Source organism: Streptomyces sulfonofaciens (genome assembly GCF_014656295.1).
Taxonomy (GTDB): Bacteria; Actinomycetota; Actinomycetes; order Streptomycetales; family Streptomycetaceae; genus Streptomyces; species Streptomyces sulfonofaciens.
In genome coordinates, this window is record NZ_BNCD01000028.1 from 44180 (window position 1) to 62643 (window position 18464).

Consider the following 18464-nt stretch of genomic DNA (forward strand, 5'->3'; position numbering starts at 1 on the left):
AGCATGACCTTGCCATCCTCTGCGACCCGGTGGGAGACCCCCGCCGTGCGCGCCGTCCTCTTCGACCTCGACGGCACCCTCTGGGACCCCGAGCCGCACGTGTACCGGATCTACGCCGAGGTGTTCCACTCCCACGGCCAGGAGCTGACCCGCCGGAAGTGGTCCACCGTGCTGGGCACCATCGGCTTCGACCTGTGGAGCACGCTGGAGGAACTCACCGGCCGCCGGGTGGACCACGCCGCCCTCGACGCCCATGTCGCCCGCCGCAAGGAGGAGGAACTCAGCGGGCTCGGCGCCCGCCCCGGCGTGTCGCGCCTGCTCGGTCAGGCGGACGCGGCGGGACTCGCCCGGTCCGTGGTCAGCAACAGCCCCACCGACTGGATCACCCGCTACGCACGGCAGTGCGGGGTCGACCGGGGGTGGCACGCCATCCACAGCGCGGAGGGCGACACCGCCCGCGCCAAACCCGCCCCCCACCTCTACCGCGAGGCCCTGGAGCGCCTCGGCGTCCGGCCCGACGAGGCCGTCGCCTTCGAGGACTCCCCGAACGGCGTCCGCGCCGCCCGCGCCGCCGGAGTGCGCTGCGTCGCCGTGCCCAACACCATGACCCACCCCCTGGACTTCAGCCATGCCGACCTGCTGCTCACGTCCTTCGCGGAGGCCGAACTGGCGGAGATCCTCCAGGCCGTTCACTCCTTAGGGCACCAGGGCGCGGCGCCCCCGGACGCGGGCCGCACACCCCGGGCACGTCGCCGCGCACCCATCCCGGCACCACCCCACCAGGAGGAGCATCATGTCCGCACCCACGGCGGCACCAGGACCGACACCCTCTGACGCCAGGACCGCCGACGATGTCGTGGACCACTTCTACTACCCGCCGGACCCCTTCAAGGCCGCCCGCGGCGAGGGCGTCTACCTCTACGGCGAGGACGGCAGCCGCTATCTCGACGCCTCCTCCGGCACGTTCAACCTGACCCTCGGCTACTCGCACCCGGAGGTCGTCGAGACCATCCGGGCGCAGGCCGCCGAACTCATCCACGTCACCAGCAAGTTCCAGTCCACCTCCGTCAACGCGCTGGTCGGCGCACTGGCCGAGGTGGCGCCCGAGGGGCTGACCCGGGTCCACCTCAAGTCGTCCAGCGGGTCGGACGCCAACGAGGCGGCCATCAAGATCGCGCAGCACCACACGGGCAACCCCGACGTCATCTCGCTGTTCCGCGGCCACCTCGGCCAGACGATGGCGATGATCAACGCGTCCGGAGCCGCCTTCCGCCGCGCGCCGTTCCCCGCCCAGATACCGGGCGTGGTGCACGTCCCCGACCCGTACTGCGTGCGCTGCTTCTACCGGCAGCAGCGGGAGACCTGCGGGCTGCTCTGCGTCGAGCGCATCAACGACTTCATCGACTACGCCAGTTCGGGCCGGGTGGCGGCGGTCATCCTCGAACCCATCTCCGGCAACGGCGGCAACGTGGTCCCGCCCGACGGCTACCTCCAGGCGCTGAGGGCGCTGTGCGACGAGCGCGGCATCCTGCTCGTCTTCGACGAGATCCAGACCGGGTTCGGCCGCACCGGGCACATGTTCGCCTCGGACACCTTCGGTGTGGCGCCCCACATGCTCACCTTCGGCAAGGGCCTCGGCGGTTCCGGCATGCCCATCGCGGGCCTCCTCACCGAGGAGCGCCTGACCGGCCTGGCGGGCCACCACATCAACTCGACCTTCGGTGCCAACGTCCTCGCCTCGTCGGTCGCGGTGAAGACACTGGAGATCATCCGCCGGCCGGGTTTCCTGGAGAACGTGCGCACGGTCGGCGCCCACGTCATGGACCGGCTCGGCGAGCTGGCCAGCCGCCATCCGTTCATCGGAGACATCCGCGGGCGCGGCCTGATGATCGGGATGGAGATCAACGACGCGGACGGCAACCCCGACGCGCCCTTCACCAACCACCTGGCGGCCCACGGGATGGACCACGGCCTGCTGCTGCGCACCTCGCTGTACGGCTTCGGCAACGTCCTCAAGGTGCGCCCCCCGCTGATCATGACGATGGAGGAGGCCGACGAGATGTGCGACCGGCTGGACCGGCTCTTCGCGGACGCCCTGTGAAGGCCCTGGTGCAGGGCGTCGCGGACCGCATCTGGGAGGCGGTGCGCGACGACCGGACGACCCGGGCCGGACGCTACCTGGAGGGCAAGACGGCCGGCGGCGACGCCGAGTTCCCCGTCGACGTCCTCGCCGAACAGGTCGCCTGGGACTACCTGAAGGCATCGGGGACGTCCCTGGCGGTCTACACCGAGAGCGAAGGGCTCCGGGTGATCGGCGACGACCCGCACTACGTCCTCGTCATCGACCCCATCGACGGCACCCGGGGAGCGGCGGCCGACCTGGAGATGGCGTGCGTCTCCGTGGCCGCCGCCCGCTACGGACCGGCGCCGACCATCGGCGACATCGAGTACGCGGTGCTCAAGGAGGTCAAGACCGGACACTGGATGTACGCCGACATCCACTCCGACGGCATCGACAGCGGCGGCTACCCCGACCCCGTGCCGAGCGTCGGCAGGGCCGAGGACCCTGAACGCATGTTCTGGTCGCTGGAGTTCAACGGCCACCCCGCCCGGCTCATGCTCGACGCCTACGGCCACCTCGTCGACGCCTCCGCCAACCGCGGCGGGGTCTACGTCTTCAACAGCGCGTCCTTCTCCATCTCACGCATCATCACCGGGCAGATGGACGCCTACGTCGACATCGGCAACCGCCTGCTGCGCGACCACCCCGAGACGGAGGCGGACTTCCGCCGGGTCGGCCACGGCAGCATCCTGCACCTCTTCCCCTACGACATCGCCGCCTCGGTCTTCCTCGCCGAACGCGCCGGCGTCGTCATCACCGACGCGTACGGCGCCCCGCTGGGCGACACCCTGCTCCTGGAGATCGGCCCGGAGAACCAGCGTTCCTGCATCGCCGCCTGCACCCCCCGGCTCCACGCCGCCCTGCTCTCGGCCATCCGCTGGTGAAGGCGGCCGGCCCCGACTGGCACGGAGGACAGCCCATGGCCCCTACCGAGCACCTGTCCGCCACCTCCCCCGACACCCCGGGCACCCGCGGCGACCGCGCCGCGTCCGACGCGGAACGGGCCGCCGTGGCGGCCGCCGCCGACCGACTCGGCCTCACCGTCGGCGAGGAGATACTCGAAGGCGGCTCGCCCGCCCGGGTCCACCGGGCCCGCACCGCGGACGGCGCCGAGCTCGTCCTGAAGGTCCTCACCGCCCACCCCGGCGCGGTGGACGGCCACGACCTCGGCTCCTTCCACGGCAAGCTCCGCCAGATCCAGCACCTCGCACAGGGCGCACCGCGGCTCGCCGAGCGCTACCTCCCCGTCCTCGACACGGTCGAGGGGGACGGCTGGGCCGCCACCACCACCCCCTACCTGCCGTCCGAGGACCTCGGCGCCTGTCTGCGCCGCGGCGACGGGGACGAGGAGCTGTTCTTCGCACGCAACGCCCTGGTGATGCGCGCCCTGCTCGCCGACGGCTACGCGTCCGCCGCGTCCCCCGCACCGCCCGGCCACCTCGCCGACGTCCACATCGGCCGGTTCCTGCGCCGGCTCGCGGTCCTGGAGGAACATCTGCCCGAGCTCGCGGGACAGCGCGAACTCGTCATCGGCGGACGGCGCCAAGAGGCCCCCGCGCCCCTGCTGCGCCGGCTGCTGCGGACCGAGAAGGACCGCCTGGACGCCCTGGCACCGCCCCGCCTGATGTTCCCCGCGCACGGCGACGCCAACATCCGCAACCTGCTCTTCGCCACGGACGGCCCAGCGGGCACCGGCCTCCGCATCATCGACCCGCGCGGCGCCACCGACCCGTGGGACCCGGTGTACGACGTGGCGAAGATCCTGTTCAGCCTCACCGTCTGGGACCCGATGCTCCGGCTCGGCATCCGCGTCGGGCGCGACGGCCCGCACGGCGGCTACCACCTCGGCCTGCGGAACCCGGCCTACCCCGGCTACCGGTCGGCCGCCCACCACTACCTGGACCGTCTGGACGACACCGACGCCGCGGCCGTCCTCGCCGGCGACCCGCACTGGAAGCAGCGCCTGCTGCTCACCCACGCGCTGCACGTCCTCGCCGAGGCGCCGTGCCGCCTGTCCGACCGCAAGCCGAAGCCCGACGCGGACGGACGCCACTCCCCGCCCGAGGAACTCGCCCTCGGCCACTACCTGTCGGGCACCCTGCTCCTCAACGACCTGGCCGCCCAGTGGGCGCAGGGCGCCGCCGACCTCGACGTGGACCGGCACCTCGCCGTGGTGACGGGAGGCCCGCCCGGGCACTGACGCCCCCGGCGGGCGGGTGCCACCTCACGGGTGCCGCACCCGCCCGCCGCGGGCGAGGTCGGCCAGCGCGGTGTCGAGGTCGGGTCCGAGGAGGTCGTGGTGGGCGCTGCGCAGCACCAACCGGGCGGGCCTGCGCGGCGCGGGCGGCGGGTCGTCGCCCTGCACCGGGACCACCTCGGTCGGCAGCGCGAGCGCGTCCCTGATCCGCTTCATCAGCGCGTACCGGGTCACCACCTCGGACCCGCCCAGGTGGAGCAGGCCGGAGCGGGTCCACAGCCGCTCCAGCGCACCGGCCAGCCACGGCAGGTACAGCGGGGCGCAGACCACGTCCGTGCGGGCCGGGGTCCGCGGCCCGCCGAACCGCGCCATGAAGCGGTCGGCGAAGGGGCTGCGCCCGTACACGAGGGGGATCCGCACCACCAGGTGGCCGTCCTCCTCGGCGAGGGCGTCCTCCGCCGCGCACTTGGTACGGCCGTACACGTTCACCGGGTTGCGAAGGGCACCCTCCGTGTAGGTGTCCGCGGTGCCGTCGAAGACGTTGTCCGTGGACAGCAGCAGGATGCGGGTGCCCGTGGGGCGGACCGCCTCCCGCAGCGTCCCGACCGAACCGGCGTTGAGCTGCGCCGCCAGAGCGGGCTGCCGCTCGGCGTCGGACAGGTCGACCAGACCGGCGGCGTGGACGACCAGATCGAACCCGGTGTCCAGCAGGTCCCGCAGCGCCCGCCCGTCGCGCAGGTCGAGCCGGACCAGTCCCGGCACCGGCCGCGCGGATCTGGTCCCGACCACCGCGTGCCGGGCCGACAGACCGGACCACAGGGCTCCGCCGACATAGCCGGAGGCCCCCAGCAACAAGATCCTCATTCGACCTCTCCCGGATCCCGGCCGCCCCGCCGGACGGCCGACCGGCCCACCGTAGCCGTCCGGTCGAGGACGGACAGAACCGAACGGAGACAGCCCGCTCATGACGGAGATACAGGCCCTGGTCCTCACGTCCGGGACACCGGCCCTGCGCAGCCGCCCGTCCCCCGCCCCGCACCACCCCGACGACGTCGTGGTCCGGGTGGCCGCGACCGGTATCTGCGGCACCGACCGCGGCATCGTCCTCGGGGAGTTCCCCGCCCTCGACGGCGTCGTCCTCGGGCACGAGGCGGCCGGCGTGGTCCAGGCCGTGGGGACCGCGGTGACGGAGGTGTCCCCCGGCGACCGGGTGGTGGTCAACCCCACCTACACCTGCGGCCGGTGCCGCCCCTGCCGGCGCGGCCTGGCCGCCCACTGCACGGCCAAGGACGGCCGTGAGATCGGTGTCGACCGGGACGGCACGATGGCCGGGGCGGTGGTCGTCCCCGAGCGCTTCGCCTGCCCGATCCCCGACACCGTGTCCTTCCGGCGCGCCGCCGTCATCGAGCCGCTGGCCTGCGTCCTCACCAATGTGGAGGCGGCCGCGCCACGGCCCGACGACCGGGTCCTGGTGGTCGGCGGCGGGCCCATCGGGACCCTGTGCGCCCTGGTGTTCGCGCACCGCGGCGTGCGGACCGTCCTGCTGGAACGCGATGCGACCCGCGCCGCGCTGGCCCGCGGCATCCTCCCGGACGCCGTCGAGGTGGCCACCGGCTCGGGACCGGGCATCGGCCTGCCCGCCGGGCTGCTGCCGCACCGCCCGGACGTGGTGGTCGACACCACCGGGGTGCTCCTGGAGGAGGCGCTGGCGCTGGTCGCGGCCGCGGGCACGGTCGTCGTGATGGGCGAACGCGAACACGCCCGCGCCTCGGTGCCGCTGCGCCCGCTGGTCACCAGCGGCGTGCGCGTCATCGGGGCCGGGCCCTACCCGCCGCGCCTCTTCGAGGCCGCCGTCGACCTCGCCGCGGACCTGCCCCTCGAACGGATCGTCACCGCCGCGTTCCCGCTCGCCGCCTACCGGGAGGCATTCGCCGCCCTCGGTGCCCCCCTAGAGCCGGGCGCGGGCGCGGGGGCGTACACGGCGATGAAGGTCCTGCTCGTCTCCGATCCCGAGCTGGCCGGCCGATGAGCGGCCCAGCCGCAGCGGCCGGGACCGGTGGCGCGCGCCCACCCGCGGGGCCGGACCACCCGTGGCTGGTGTTCGACTACGGCGAGGTCATCAGCGACCACCAGGACGTCCGCCCGAGGCTGGCGGAACTGCTGGGGGCGCCGCTCGCCGCATTCTGCGCCGCGTGGGCGGCCGAACGTGCCGCCTACGATCGGGGGGCGACGGACCTCGACTACTGGCAGTCGGTCGGCGAGCGGGTCGCACGGCCGGTCGACGAGCCGCTGGCCGCCCGGCTCACCGCCGTCGACTTCGGCGGCTGGTCCGGGACCCGGCCGGACGCGGTCGCCCTGCTGGGTGAACTCGCCGCGCACGGCGTCCGGCTGGCGCTGCTGTCCAACGCCCCGCGGTCGCACGCGCGCCGCTTCCGCGCGCAGCCGTGGGCCGCCTACTTCCACCACCTGCTGTTCTCCGGTGAACTCGGCACGGCCAAACCGGACCGTGCGGTGTGGGACGCGCTGGGCGAGCGGCTGGGCGCCCGGCCCGGTGACTGCCTCTTCCTCGACGACCGGTACGAGAACGTGGACGGTGCGCGCCGGGCGGGTCTTGGTGCGGTGCACTGGACGGGCACGGAGGCGGGGCGCCGCCGGCTCACCGCCCTCGGCCTGTTGCCGCGGCGGACCGCAGGGCCGGACGACCGCCCGCGCTGACCGGCGGTCCGCTTCGCCGGTCACGGCCGGGGCGCGGTACTCCGCTCCTCCCGGCCGGCCCCGGTCGCCCGCTCCTCCTCCTCGTCGAACGAGAGCTGGGGCGGCGGGGTGCGGAACAGCCTGGTCACATAGGCCAGGTAGACGATCCCGAGGGCGAGCCAGACCGCTCCCAGGACGAGTGCCGCGGTGTCGAGGTGGATCAGCAGCCAGATGTCTACGGCAGCGCCGACGAGGGGGACGAGCACGCACGCCAGCGGGTTGGGCCGGCCACCGGCCCGGCGCTCGCGGACGAACGTGGCGATGACGCTGAGGTTGACGAAGGTGAAGGCGGTGAAGGCGCCGAAGTTGATGAAGGAGGTGGAGGTGGCGACATCCAGCTTCAGCGCGACGAGGCCGACGGCCCCGGTCAGCAGGATGTTGCGGGCGGGGGTGCGGAAGCGGGGGTGGACGTGGCCGAAGAACCTGCGCGGGAGTACGGAGTCGCGGCCCATGGCGAACAGCAGGCGCGAACTGCTGGCCTGGGCGGCGATGCCGGAGGCGAACTGGGCCACCACCAGTCCGGCGAGGAAGCAGGAGGAGAACAGGTCGCCGCCGATGGTCCTGGCGATCTCGAAGGCCGCCGAGCCGGAGTCCTTGAAGGCGGAGCCCGGGTGGGCCAGTTGCGTGGTGTAGGCGAGCGCGATGAACGTGCCGCCGCCTATCAGGGCGGTCAGCAGGATCGCGCGGGGCATCGTCCGCTCGGCGTCGACGGTCTCCTCGGTGAGCGTGGTGACCGCGTCGAAGCCGAGGAAGGAGTAGGCGGCGATCGCCGCACCGGCGGAGGTGCCCGCGAGGGTCGTCGCGCCGTTGGCGAAGGGCGCGGCGCTGAGCAGGGCGCCGGCCCCGTGCTGGTCGAAGACGTGCCGGAGGGACAGCAGCGCGAAGATGACGAGCACCAGGACCTGGAAGACCATCAGCAGGTCGTTGACCCGCTCCGCCGTCCTGATCCCGCGCACGTTCAGTGCCGTGGTCAGGACCACGAAGCCGATGATCCACACCCAGGAGGGCACGCCGGGGAACTGGGCCCCCAGGTACGCCCCGCCGATCAGCCAGATGACCATGGGCAGGAAGAAGTAGTCCAGCAGCGTCGCCCAGCCCACCAGGAAGCCCACCCGTGAGTCGACGGCACGCCGTACGTAGGTGTAGGCGGAGCCGGCCACGGGATGGGCGGCGGCCATCCTGCCGTAGCTGTGGGCGGTGAACAGCATGGCCACGAGCGCGAGCGCGTACGCGGTGGGAACCGTGCCGCCGGTGGTGTCGGCGACCACGCCGAAGGTGCCCAGCACGATCAGCGGCGTCATGTACGCGAGGCCGAAGAGCACGACGGCCCGCAGGCGCAGGGTCCGTGCCAGCGAGGGGGCGGTGTTGTCCATGGGGCGGCTCCGTGCGGGTCAGCGGCGGTGGGCGGGGGACCAGGTGCGGGGGTCGATGCGGCCGCCGTACAGCGGGAGGTCGACGGGGGCGTCCGCGTCGGTGAACTGGCTCCACATGCGGTTGAGCCCGGCGGTGCCGAAGGTGCGCACCCGGGTGACGTCGTCCAGGTCCAGCACGTCGGTGAGCACGGTGGCACCGGCGTCGGGGGCCTCGGTGCGTACCCGGCCCTCCGGGTCGACGACCAGGCTGCGGCCGGTGCCCACCGGGCCCGCGGTGTTCACGCTCACCACGAAGACCTGGTTGACGATGGCGTTGGCGCGGGCCAGGACGAGTTCCTGGGCCCGGTCGCCGGTGGTGGTCATGACGGGGTTGACGATCACCTCCGCGCCCATCCAGGCAAGCTGCCGCCCGACCTCGGGGAACCAGGCGTCGTAGCAGATGGCGAAGCCGACGCGGCCCGCCTCCGGGACGTCGAGGACCACGAACCTGTCGCCCGGGGCGAAGGGCTCGTACGGCCGCCACGGGAAGACCTTGCGGTAGGAGGCCGCGAGCCGGCCGTCGGGCGAGAAGGCCAGGGCGGTGTTGAACAACTCACCCTCGGGGCCGCGCTCGCAGATGCTGCCCGGCAGCAGCCAGATGCCCAGGTCGCCGGCGAGCTCTCCGAGCTCCGCGACCCTTCGGCCGGTCAGCGGCACCGCGGCGTCCCGCATCTGCTCCTCGGTGCGGCCGGGCGGGCCGTCGACGCCGCACAGGTGCAGCTCGGGGAAGGCCGCCAGGCGGGTCTGCGGGAACCGCTCGACGAGGCGGCCGACCTCTTCCGCGAAACCGGACACCGGCTCGGCGGCCGGGCGGGGCGGCGCCTGCACGACGGCGATGGGCAGGGGTCGGGACACGAGGAGCCACCTTCACACTCAGGGACGGAGCAAAATTAGAGCAGAATGAGCAGTTAAACAAGAGTGCTTATTCTGAGCTGTTTTCTCGGTAGGGTGACGCCATGGCTGGCTCCTGCGACAGACCGACCCCGGGTGCGGCCCTGGCACTCGACGCACCGGCCCTCCACGGCATCCGGCGGTTGTCCGCCCTGGAGACCGTGCGCGCCCGGATCGCGCTCGCCGTCGACCTCGGCCTGCTCGCCCCGGGGGAGCGGCTGCCCGGCGCCGCCGAGATCGCCGCGGCGCTGGGCGTCGGGGAGATCACCGTCCGGCGGGCCCTGGTGTCGCTGTGCGAGGAGGGCGTCCTGGAGCGCCGTCGGGGCCGGTCGGGCGGCACCTTGGTCGCCCGGCGGCCGGCCACCGGGACGGTGGGGGCCGTCGACACCTACCGGGCCGACGCCGAGGCGGTGCACCGGCTGATCGACCACAGGCTCGCCCTGGAGTGCGGCATCGCGCACCTCGCCGCCGTCGAGTCCGACGAGGCGGCCCTGCGGCCGCTCGACGACCTGGTGCGGGAGATGGACCGGGCCGCGGGCTGGGCGCAGTTCCACGGCTGTGACGAGCGCTTCCACCTCGCCGTGGCCGCCATGACGGGCGCGCCCTCGATCACCGGGCCCTACGGGGCCGTGCTCCGCGATCTCTACCGGTACTACCTGCCGTATCCGAGGGAGGCCCTGCTGCGGTCCAACCGCGAGCACCGGGAACTGGTCGAGGCGCTTCGGCGCGGTGACGCCGCGGCGGCCGGCGAGATCGCGCGCCGGCACGTCCAGACGCTGCACCGGACGATGTTCGTGGGCCTGCTGGACGGCCGCTGACCGCAGCCGCCGGTGCCCTGCGGGGCCCGCACGGCACGGGGCGAGGGGGCGGAAGGAATGCCCTTCCGCCCCCTCGCACACGACGGGGCCGTGCCGCCGTCGGACCGGCGGGTGTCAGAACAACTGGCCGCGGACGGCGCCGTCGGGGAACTGGTCCGTGTGGAGGTTGAAGTAGAAGCCCACGGGGTTGTGCCGGATCCGGGCGACCAGGGCCGGGTCCTGGCCGGTCGCGGTGCCGGAGGCGGCGAAGACGTTCTGGGGCATCGGCGTGGTGAACAGCGGCACCTTCACATCGCCGTTCACACCGAGGGCGCCCTGGTGGATGTGGCCGAGGGTGGGCTCGTCGATGTTCACCCAGGCGGTGGAGTAGTCGATGCTGGTGCCGTGCGGGTCCATGAAGGCGACGGCGTGGCCGTCGGGGTCGTCGACCTTCTTGCCGGCCGCCTTGACCTCCTGCCCGCCGTCCGCGAGGGCCAGCAGCCTGGTGCCGTGGATGATGTCCAGGGGGTTGACCCGGTGGCTGACGGGGGTGAGCTGGCCGCGGACGGCGCCGCCCGGGAACTCCTTGGTGTGCAGGTTGAGGTAGAACCCGGCCGGGTCGGTGCGCAGCGAACGCGCCAACCCGGTGTCCGACACCGTGACCTGGCCGGCGGCGGCGGTCACGGTGTCGGGCATCGGCGTGGTGAAAAGCGGCACCTTCACATCGCCGTTGACGCCCGCCCTGCCCTGGTGGATGTGACCGAGGGTGGGAGCGGTGATGTTCTTCCACCGGAACGCGAAGGTGACCCGGTCGCCCTTCAGCGTCACCAGGGCGACGGCGGAGCCGTCGGGGTCGCCCACCGGCGGCTGCCCGGGGACCTGGACCTCCTGGGCGCCGGTGAGCCGCGCCTCGTAGTAGGTGGCGGGCCCGTGGACGGCGGCCGTCGGGGCTGCGCCCCGGGCGCCGGGGGTGCCCTCGGGCATGTCCATCCCGGGCATGCCGGCACCCGTCGAGGCGCCGTACGAACCGCCGTGCGGGTGGCCGGCGTGGGCGACCGCGGGGGCCGCGGTCGCCAGGGTCAGGACGGCGGCGGCGGCCAGCAGCGAACAGCGCTTGCTCAGCATGGTCTTCGTCTCCTTCGGTTCCGGTGAGGTTCTGGACGAGCCGCCCCGCTTCGGGACCGGCTACCCGTGACTACGTCGCCTTGCGCCGCATTCGTTCACATGAGGTGGCCGGCAGCCGCGGAGGCGGTGCGCGGAGCGGATGCCGAGCGCGGCGGTCGGGACGAGCGGTGAACGGTGCGCCCGGTCCGCGCCGTGTACAGCAGCACCGGGGCGATGCCGGGCACGTCGGGTGCCCGGTGCCCGGTGCCCGATGACCCAGGGAGATCCCATATGCGTGTACGAATCGCCGCCGCGGCCGCCGTGCCCCTCCTGCTGGCCCTGTCCGCCTGCGGCGCGAACGGCGGCGACGGCCGGCACGGTGGCAAGGCCGCCGCGGCCCCGGCCCGGGGGGAGCAGTCGATGTCGGTCCAGGTGGTGAAGACGGACCTCGGCCCCATCCTCGCCGACCAGAGCGGGCGGACGCTCTACGCCTTCACCAAGGACAAGGCGGACGCGAGCACCTGCGACGCCAAGTGCATCGCCGTCTGGCCGGCCCTGTCCGGCCGGCAGCGGGCGGGCGCGGGCCCGGGCGCCGACCGGAACCTGGTCAGCGGGGTCGGCCGGACCAGGGGAACCGTCCAGACCGCCTACAACCACTGGCCGCTCTACTACTACGCGGGCGATGCCGCGGCCGGGGACACCAACGGCCAGGGCCTGGACGGGCAGTGGTTCGTCCTCGGCGCCGACGGAAAGCTCGTCAAGAGGACCGCGTGAGACACCCGGGGCCCCGGGCCCTTCCCCGACGGGCACGGACGCCGCCCGCGGACTGGAGCACCCGGGGGAGTGCGTGAGACGGCGAGGAGGTGCGGGGCGGCGGTCCGGGACGGTGGTCCCCGGATGGCCGTTTTGGGGCATGTGGCACCCTGATGCCCGTGGAAAGACGATTCCGGGCTGGGCGTGCTGCGCTCTCCTTGTCGGTGTTCGCGCTGGTGTCGGTGGTGGCGGCCCTCTCCCTGGTGGTGACCTCGGGCAGCCGGGGCGCCTCCGGTGTCTCCGCGGAGGTGGGCCCCTCCCCGAGGGACTTCATCGACATCCGCGACGTCGCGCGCTCCGCCGAACCCGCACCGGGCCCGGACGCCTCCACGGGAACGTTCACCGAGGACTGCGGGCGCAACCAGGATGAGCACCGCAATGCCGACAATCTGGTGGCATCGCCGCGACTGAGGAACGGCGCCCACCACACCCACGACTACGTCGGCAACCTGTCGACCACCGCCTTCTCGACGGACGCCGGGCTCGCGGCGGCGCGGACCACCTGCACCGACGGGGACAGGTCCACCATCTACTGGCCCGTCCTGCGCCGCCAGGACCGGCCGGCCTCCCACGCGCACGGCGACGAGGGCGAACACCACGGCAACATCGGGGAGATCCTGCCCCCGGCCTCGGTCATGGTGCAGTTCCGCGGCAGCAGGGCCACGCACGTGGTGCCGATGCCGCGCTTCCTGCGGATGCTCACCGGCGACCCGGTGGCGGGCACCGTCGGCCCGGAGCTGGCCCGTGCGCAGTGGGGCTGCACCGGGTACCCGGACCGCTTCACCACGCTCTACCCCAGGTGCCCGGACGGCGGCGTCACCCGCACCCTCGACTTCCCCAGTTGCTGGAACGGCCTCGACACCGACAGCGAGGACCACCGGGGGCACGTCGCCTTCCCCGGCGCGAACGGCGCCTGCCCCCCGGGCACGTTCGCGGTGCCGCAACTGCGCGTCGTCGTCTCCTACCGGGTACCGAAGGGGGCGCCGATCGCCGTGGACGCGTTCTCCGAGCAGAAGCACGCCCCGATCACCGACCACGCCGGCTTCGTGAACGTCATGACGGAGGCCCAGATGGCCAGGGTCGTGGCATGCCTGAACGCGGGCCGCCACTGCCGGGTGGGGGAGCACGTGTGACGTGGCACACATGAACGGTGCCGGGGTTCGGGTGCGTGTTGTGGTCAAAGCATCGGGAGACGGAGTGGGTGGATGGCGATACTGCGGTCTCGCGCTCAGCAGAGCGCGAGTCACGAGGCGCTGATCCGTGCGCTCTACGCAGAGCACGGCAAGGCCCTGCTGGCGTACGCGACACGGTTGACCGGAGACCGCCTTGCGGCCGAGGACGTGGTCCAGGAGACGCTGATCAGGGCGTGGCGACATCCGGAGGTCGTCTCCAACGCCCGGGGGTCGGTACGCGGCTGGCTGCTGACCGTGACCCGCAACATCATCACCGACCGGTACCGTGCCAGGGCGGCGCGCCCCACCGAGGTCGCGGAGTCGGAGTCCACACCTCCCGTCCAGCGCGACCACGCGGACGCGGTGGTGGAGTCGGTGGTGCTCCTGGACGCACTCGACCAGCTCTCGTCGGAGCACCGTGACGTGCTCGTCGAGATCTACTACCGGGGCCGCACGGTCCCCGAAACCGCGGGACGGCTGGGCATACCGGAAGGTACGGTCAAATCGCGTGCGCACTACGCCCTCAAGGCGTTGCGCAAGCTGTACACGGGCAAGTCCGGCAGTGGTGTCAGGCTCAAGGAGGTGGCGGCATGAGCACGCAGCATCAGCCCGGTGAACTGCTCGGAGCGTACGCCCTCGGCATTCTCGACCCCGAGGAGCGGCGGGAGATCGAGGAGCACACCGCCATGTGCGACTCGTGCCGCAGGGAGCTGGAGGAACTGCGGGAGATGGAGACGTCGCTCGGCGAGGTGCCGCCGGAGGCATTCCTTGAGGGGCCGGTCGAGGACGGGGACCTGCTGCTGCAGCGGACGCTGCGCCAGGCACGCGCCGAGGAGGCCGCCTCGCGCCGGCGGCGATCATTCGCCCTCGGCGCGGCGGCGGCCGCCTCGGCCGTGGTGGTGTTCCTCGGCGGGTACCTGGTCGCAGGTACCGGCCCCTCCGACGCGCAGGCCGGCGGACCGCCGCCCGCGACGGCCTCCCCGCTGCCGTCCCCGGCGCCGACCGGTATCCGGATGGCCTCGGCGACGGACTCCGCGACCCGGGCCGGTATGACGGTCCGCCTCACCCCGGCCGCCGGCTGGGTGCGGGTGAACGCCGCGGTCACCGGGATACCCGCGGGTGAGCGCTGCCGGCTGGTGGTCGTCTCGGACGACGGCGAGCGGCAGACCGCGGGGAGCTGGGTGGTCGCACCCGGCGCGAAGGGCAAGGGCAAGGGCGCGGACCTGGACGGCTCGGCCGCGGTGGCCCCCGACCACGTGAAATCCGTCCTTGTCGAGAACACCGACGGGAAGAGGTACGTCACCGTCAGCCTCTGAACAGGGGGCAACAGGAGCGCACGGCGGGGGCGGCCCCTTCGGCCCGGCCATCCGCGGCCGGACCGGCGGCCGTCCCCGCCGTTGCCCGCCGTCCCTTTCCTGATCCCTTCCTGCTCTCCACGTGTTCCCTTCCTGTTCCCTTCCTGTTCCCTGCGCCGGGGCGAGGCCGGTGCCGGGAGGGAGGGCACCCGGCAGCAGACGCGCCGGGCGGCGTCTGCGCGGGCGCCCGTGCGGCTCAGGGCGCGAGGGCAGCCGCGAGGGTGTCGGCGATCGGCGTCGTCGGCCGGCCGATGAGCCGTGCCAGGTGGCCCGGGGTGGCAGCGAGCAGACCGCGGGAGATCGCGTCGTCCACGTCCGAGGAGGTCCGCGTACGCCTCGGGCAGGCCGGCGGCGATCAGCAGTGAGCGGTGCTCCTCGGGGCTGACGGAGCGGTGGACCACCTGCCGGCCGCTCTGCCGCGTGACCTCCGCCGCGAACTCGTCGAACGGCCAGGCCGCGTCACCGCTCGGCTCGTACGCCGTGCCGAGGTGACCGTCCTGGCTCAGGACGGCCGCCGCGGCGGCGCAGTCCGCGCGCGCCGCCGGGCGGGGGGCCGACGTGATCCCCCTTCGAGGGGCCGGATGCGCGCGCCGCGCACGGCAGCCGGCTGCGGTTCTGCCGCCTTCTCCTTGGCTCCGCCGTGCCGCACCCGTCCGCACTCCCCTGCACGGTGGCGACGACGCGGGCCCCTTCCGGGGCTGCCCCATGATGACGTGCCCGCACTTCGACAGGGGACCGCGTCCTGTCGGGTATTCCCGGCCGGATGCACGCCCCGCTGTTCGTACCCGGGTGGTGGCCGGAACACCGCCGTTCCCCGTCGCGCCCAGGGCGTTGCCCACCGGTGCCCGGCCCGGTCTCGGAACGCGCACTTCTCGGCCTCTCCGATGGGTAGGATCACGCCACACGCTGAGCGGGGCGGTTCGAGCCGGGGCCGCGCCCGGCACGGCCGGAACATCGGGGGCGCACGGCATGAGTACGAACGGCAATGGTTACCGGGGCCCGACGGGCGGACCAGGACCCGGGCCAGGACCCGGACCAGGGCCCGGTGCCGGGGGACAGCCGGGTCCTGGTCCCGGCCATCAGCCCTACCCCGGGGCCGGACGCCGGCCGTACCCCGGTGGTCCCGGCGCGGGGCCCTACCCGCCGCCCGCGCCCGTGCCGCCGCAGGGGCACCCGGGGCATCCGCCGGGCTGGGGCCCGTACCCGCCGCAGCCGTACGGCGGTGGCCCGCAGCCGCCGTTCCCGCGCCCGCCCCGGCCGCCGCTGACGCGCAGCCGGCGGATCCTCAAGTGCGTCTACAACCCGTTCTACGCCGCCCAGCGGGCCTTTCGCCCCTCGCGCCCGGACGCCGTCGAGGACCTGACGGTGCGCAAGATACAGAAGTGGCGGACCGGGCTCGGCGCCGCCGCCTGGCTCGTGCTGGTCATGTCGTACAAGCCGGTCGACACCGCCAAGGGCGTCGAGAACGTCGCGGGCGACAAGTTCGACCAGAGCTGGATCAGCACACTCGTTCTCGTGTGCGCCTTCCCGTTAGTGGTCGGCCTGTTCGTGTTCGCCGCGCAGGGTGCGCTGCGCGGGCTCTACCTGCGCCGGTCCCTGAAGTCCTGCGGGGCGGTGGCGGCTCTGGTGGGGTCCATGGCCACGCTCCCCCTCGCCCTCGCGCCCGATCCGGGGACCGCCGGCTTCCGTGCCGCCATCGGGACCCCGGGCATGGTCGTCCTCATCACCCTCTGCGCGTGGTCGCTGGGCTTCGCCCTGTACGGGATCGCGCTCTGCCTCACGCACGTGTTCCGCACCGCGGACATCCACGAGGTGCTGCCGCCGATCCTCGCCGCCTTGCTGGTGTGGGTGATGGCCGCCCTCGACGTGATCGACAACGAGAACGCCGAGGTTCCCGTCCTCGCGCGGGTCGTGTTCCTTCTCGGCGGTCCGGTGTCGGTGACGGTGCTGTCGTGCTGGGAGCTGTACCGGCTGCGCAGGTACCACCAGCTCAGCGTGCGGCAGGCCCTCGGCCGCTGACCGTCTGTCGTTCCGCGGCGTGCGCGAGGCCCAGTTCGCGCCGGTCGACCGGTGAGCGGCCGGCGGCTCCTCCACCTCCGGGTGCTCTGGTGGTCGAGCCGTCCCTCATCCCGCCTGCGGCCTGCGGGGGCGGCGTGCCCGGAGCAGCAGGAGATTCAGGACCGCGCAGACGAGGAGGGTCACGGCGCACACCAGCATGGCGGTGTGCAGACCGGTGGTGAACCCGGTGTAGGAGGCGTCGGCCACCGCCCGGCGGGTGGCGGCGGGGATCCCGGCCCCCGCACCCGGATCGACCCGTCCGGCGCGGACCGCGGTCGCCACCGCCGCCCGTGCGGGGCCGCCGAGGCGGTCCAGCGGTGCCGCGAGCGCCGCCTGCTGACGGGCGTACAGGACGGCGCCGAGCAGCGCGATGCCGAGGGCGGCACCGATCTGGCGGCAGGTGTTGTGCAGGGCGGCGGCGGTGTTGACGTGCTGGGGGCGCACGCTGGAGACCGCCACGTTGCTCATGGTCGAACTCATCAGCCCGCAGCCGGCGCCCACCAGCGACAGCCGCCACTCCAGGTCCCACAGGGCCGGCCGGCGGGTCTCGGCCGCCAGTGCCAGGCAGCCGGCGGCCGCCACGAGGAGCCCGGTGACGAGGACGGACCGTCCGCCCAGCCGGGCGGTGAGCCTCCCGGCCACGGGCGCGAACGCGGCCATGCAGGCGGTCAGCGGCAGGAAGAGGAGCCCGGTGGCCAGGGCGGAGTGGCCCTGCTGCTGTTGCAGGTAGAGGCTGTAGAAGAAGAGCACGCCGAAGAGGGTGACGAAGTACGCGAGACCGGCCGCGTTGGCGGCCACGAAGCCGCGGATGCGCCACAGTTCGAGCGGCATCAGCGGACTGCCCCCGCGGTGCGCCACGTACCGCTCGGTGCCGAGGAAGAGCACCGAGCCGGCGGCGGCGAGCACGAGCGCCCCGATGATCCGGGGCGACCCCCACCCGTAGGTACCGGACTCGATCAGACCGTAGACCAGCGCCGTCAGGGTGAGCACGCCGAGGACGATGCCGAAAGGGTCCAGGCGGGGGGCCTGCCCCGGTCGGCCGTGCCGGGCGGCGGGCACCACGCGGTGACCGAGCACCAGAGTGACCACGGCCAGGGCGACCACGAGGAAGAAGCCGGCCCGCCAGTCCGCGAGGGCGAGCGCGAGGCCGCCGAGGACGGGTCCGGCGGCCAGGCCCACGCCCGCGACCCCGGCCCAGATGCCGACCGCCCGGGCCCGCGCGGTGGGCTCGGTGTACTCGCTGACGACGATGGACAGCGTCTGCGGGACCATCACGGCCGTCCCCACGGCCTGGATCACACGGGAGGCGAGCAGCACGGAAGTGGTCGGCGAGAGCGCGCAGAGCAGCGAACCGACGAGGAAGGCGGAGACACCGAGGAGGAAGGCGGTGCGTCTGCCCAACCGGTTGCCGAGCGCCCCGCCGGGCAGCAGAAGGCTCGCGTACCCGAGGGTGTAGATGTCGGCGACCCACTGCAGGCCGGTGACGGACGTGTGCAGGGACGTGCCGATCTGCGGCATGGTTACGTTGACGAGCGTCGAGTTGAGCATGGACAGCATGAGGCCGAGGCACATCGCGAGCAGCAGCGGGCCCGCCCCCGCACGGCGTGGCGCGTCAGGGGCGGGGGCCGCCACGGGTATGCCGCTCAGGGGCCTTGCCGGACTGCTGTCGCCGACGTCCACGGATGCCCTTCCTCTCCGCTCAGCCACCGCACGGAACCGAGCCGGCGCCGCACGGAGGACTCCGTGCCGCCACCCCACCGATCTCCGCTGCCACCGCGGGACTGCACCG

The 18464-nt window shown here is 73.5% G+C and carries 17 protein-coding genes and 2 pseudogenes; 12 read left to right on the top strand and 7 right to left on the bottom strand.

The window, feature by feature from the left end:
* Nucleotides 1-3: 3 nt before the first annotated feature.
* The 4 genes from IE313_RS30860 to IE313_RS30875 are packed head-to-tail and all read left to right on the top strand — an operon-like array spanning nt 4 to nt 4322.
* On the top strand, nt 4-834 hold the full coding sequence (locus IE313_RS30860; RefSeq protein ID WP_189938080.1) for an HAD family hydrolase: 831 nt from the start codon (nt 4-6) through the stop codon (nt 832-834).
* Complete coding sequence (locus IE313_RS30865) at nt 794-2101, top strand: aspartate aminotransferase family protein (protein ID WP_189938082.1); 1308 nt, start codon at nt 794-796, stop codon at nt 2099-2101. Before IE313_RS30860 ends, IE313_RS30865 begins: the two co-directional genes overlap by 41 nt.
* A complete protein-coding gene (locus IE313_RS30870) occupies nt 2098-3006 on the top strand; it encodes an inositol monophosphatase family protein (RefSeq protein ID WP_189938084.1) in 909 nt (302 codons plus the stop codon). The genes IE313_RS30865 and IE313_RS30870 overlap by 4 nt, the downstream gene beginning before the upstream one ends.
* A 35-nt stretch (nt 3007-3041) precedes the next feature.
* Nucleotides 3042-4322: an aminoglycoside phosphotransferase family protein gene (locus tag IE313_RS30875; protein WP_189938085.1), complete on the top strand. Its 1281-nt coding sequence runs from the start codon at nt 3042-3044 to the stop codon at nt 4320-4322.
* Nucleotides 4323-4346: 24 nt separating this feature from the next.
* Here IE313_RS30875 and IE313_RS30880 read toward each other — a convergent pair whose 3' ends face one another.
* The gene (locus tag IE313_RS30880) at nt 4347-5183 is read right to left on the bottom strand and encodes an SDR family oxidoreductase (protein WP_189938086.1); all 837 of its coding nucleotides are present in this window, start codon (nt 5181-5183) and stop codon (nt 4347-4349) included.
* A gap of 100 nt (nt 5184-5283) precedes the next feature.
* Here IE313_RS30880 and IE313_RS30885 point away from each other — a divergent pair, with 100 nt between their 5' ends.
* A complete protein-coding gene (locus tag IE313_RS30885; RefSeq protein WP_189938087.1) occupies nt 5284-6348 on the top strand; it encodes a zinc-dependent alcohol dehydrogenase in 1065 nt (354 codons plus the stop codon).
* The gene (locus IE313_RS30890) at nt 6345-7034 is read left to right on the top strand and encodes an HAD family hydrolase (protein WP_189938088.1); all 690 of its coding nucleotides are present in this window, start codon (nt 6345-6347) and stop codon (nt 7032-7034) included. The genes IE313_RS30885 and IE313_RS30890 overlap by 4 nt, the downstream gene beginning before the upstream one ends.
* A gap of 20 nt (nt 7035-7054) precedes the next feature.
* Here the strand turns inward: IE313_RS30890 and IE313_RS30895 are convergent, their stop codons facing one another.
* Both IE313_RS30895 and IE313_RS30900 read right to left on the bottom strand, forming a co-directional pair.
* The gene (locus IE313_RS30895; protein WP_189938089.1) at nt 7055-8446 is read right to left on the bottom strand and encodes an APC family permease; all 1392 of its coding nucleotides are present in this window, start codon (nt 8444-8446) and stop codon (nt 7055-7057) included.
* 18 nt (nt 8447-8464) lie between these two features.
* Nucleotides 8465-9340, bottom strand: a complete 876-nt coding sequence (locus IE313_RS30900; RefSeq protein ID WP_189938090.1) for a carbon-nitrogen hydrolase family protein — start codon at nt 9338-9340, stop codon at nt 8465-8467.
* Between the two features lie 101 nt (nt 9341-9441).
* Between IE313_RS30900 and IE313_RS30905 the strand changes: the two genes are divergently transcribed.
* Complete coding sequence (locus IE313_RS30905; RefSeq protein ID WP_189938091.1) at nt 9442-10194, top strand: FadR/GntR family transcriptional regulator; 753 nt, start codon at nt 9442-9444, stop codon at nt 10192-10194.
* A 114-nt stretch (nt 10195-10308) separates the two neighbouring features.
* Here IE313_RS30905 and IE313_RS30910 read toward each other — a convergent pair whose 3' ends face one another.
* A complete protein-coding gene (locus tag IE313_RS30910) occupies nt 10309-11298 on the bottom strand; it encodes a CHRD domain-containing protein (RefSeq protein WP_189938094.1) in 990 nt (329 codons plus the stop codon).
* A gap of 270 nt (nt 11299-11568) precedes the next feature.
* Here IE313_RS30910 and IE313_RS30915 point away from each other — a divergent pair, with 270 nt between their 5' ends.
* The 4 genes from IE313_RS30915 (at nt 11569) to IE313_RS30930 (ending at nt 14578) form a co-directional block, all read left to right on the top strand.
* The gene (locus IE313_RS30915) at nt 11569-12051 is read left to right on the top strand and encodes a COG4315 family predicted lipoprotein (RefSeq protein ID WP_189938096.1); all 483 of its coding nucleotides are present in this window, start codon (nt 11569-11571) and stop codon (nt 12049-12051) included.
* 158 nt (nt 12052-12209) lie between these two features.
* A complete protein-coding gene (locus IE313_RS30920) occupies nt 12210-13223 on the top strand; it encodes a DUF1996 domain-containing protein (protein WP_373317102.1) in 1014 nt (337 codons plus the stop codon).
* A gap of 72 nt (nt 13224-13295) precedes the next feature.
* Nucleotides 13296-13856, top strand: a complete 561-nt coding sequence (locus tag IE313_RS30925) for a sigma-70 family RNA polymerase sigma factor (RefSeq protein ID WP_189938099.1) — start codon at nt 13296-13298, stop codon at nt 13854-13856.
* Nucleotides 13853-14578, top strand: coding sequence for a zf-HC2 domain-containing protein (locus tag IE313_RS30930; RefSeq protein ID WP_189938100.1), 726 nt, complete (start codon nt 13853-13855; stop codon nt 14576-14578). Before IE313_RS30925 ends, IE313_RS30930 begins: the two co-directional genes overlap by 4 nt.
* A gap of 235 nt (nt 14579-14813) precedes the next feature.
* Here the strand turns inward: IE313_RS30930 and IE313_RS35730 are convergent.
* Nucleotides 14814-15159: pseudogene (locus tag IE313_RS35730) on the bottom strand (KR domain-containing protein); the annotation flags it as partial.
* 613 nt (nt 15160-15772) lie between these two features.
* On the opposite strand from IE313_RS35730, the gene IE313_RS30935 reads away from it, so the two are divergent.
* A complete protein-coding gene (locus IE313_RS30935; RefSeq protein WP_229925104.1) occupies nt 15773-16636 on the top strand; it encodes a hypothetical protein in 864 nt (287 codons plus the stop codon).
* Here the strand turns inward: IE313_RS30935 and IE313_RS36525 are convergent.
* Both IE313_RS36525 and IE313_RS30940 read right to left on the bottom strand, forming a co-directional pair.
* Nucleotides 16636-16739: pseudogene (locus tag IE313_RS36525) on the bottom strand (IS5/IS1182 family transposase); the annotation flags it as partial. The gene IE313_RS30935 and the pseudogene IE313_RS36525 overlap by 1 nt on opposite strands.
* Nucleotides 16740-16741: 2 nt before the next feature.
* On the bottom strand, nt 16742-18355 hold the full coding sequence (locus IE313_RS30940; RefSeq protein ID WP_189938101.1) for an MFS transporter: 1614 nt from the start codon (nt 18353-18355) through the stop codon (nt 16742-16744).
* Nucleotides 18356-18464: the final 109 nt, after the last annotated feature.

What these genes read in the sequence shown, in the direction of transcription:
- IE313_RS30860 (WP_189938080.1), top strand. Translation starts at nt 4, where the DNA reads ATGACCTTGCCATCCTCTGCGACCCGGTGGGAGACCCCCGCCGTGCGC.
- IE313_RS30865 (WP_189938082.1), top strand. Translation starts at nt 794, where the DNA reads ATGTCCGCACCCACGGCGGCACCAGGACCGACACCCTCTGACGCCAGG.
- IE313_RS30875 (WP_189938085.1), top strand. Translation starts at nt 3,042, where the DNA reads ATGGCCCCTACCGAGCACCTGTCCGCCACCTCCCCCGACACCCCGGGC.
- IE313_RS30880 (WP_189938086.1), bottom strand. Translation starts at nt 5,183, where the DNA reads ATGAGGATCTTGTTGCTGGGGGCCTCCGGCTATGTCGGCGGAGCCCTG.
- IE313_RS30885 (WP_189938087.1), top strand. Translation starts at nt 5,284, where the DNA reads ATGACGGAGATACAGGCCCTGGTCCTCACGTCCGGGACACCGGCCCTG.
- IE313_RS30890 (WP_189938088.1), top strand. Translation starts at nt 6,345, where the DNA reads ATGAGCGGCCCAGCCGCAGCGGCCGGGACCGGTGGCGCGCGCCCACCC.
- IE313_RS30895 (WP_189938089.1), bottom strand. Translation starts at nt 8,446, where the DNA reads ATGGACAACACCGCCCCCTCGCTGGCACGGACCCTGCGCCTGCGGGCC.
- IE313_RS30905 (WP_189938091.1), top strand. Translation starts at nt 9,442, where the DNA reads ATGGCTGGCTCCTGCGACAGACCGACCCCGGGTGCGGCCCTGGCACTC.
- IE313_RS30910 (WP_189938094.1), bottom strand. Translation starts at nt 11,298, where the DNA reads ATGCTGAGCAAGCGCTGTTCGCTGCTGGCCGCCGCCGCCGTCCTGACC.
- IE313_RS30915 (WP_189938096.1), top strand. Translation starts at nt 11,569, where the DNA reads ATGCGTGTACGAATCGCCGCCGCGGCCGCCGTGCCCCTCCTGCTGGCC.
- IE313_RS30925 (WP_189938099.1), top strand. Translation starts at nt 13,296, where the DNA reads ATGGCGATACTGCGGTCTCGCGCTCAGCAGAGCGCGAGTCACGAGGCG.
- IE313_RS30930 (WP_189938100.1), top strand. Translation starts at nt 13,853, where the DNA reads ATGAGCACGCAGCATCAGCCCGGTGAACTGCTCGGAGCGTACGCCCTC.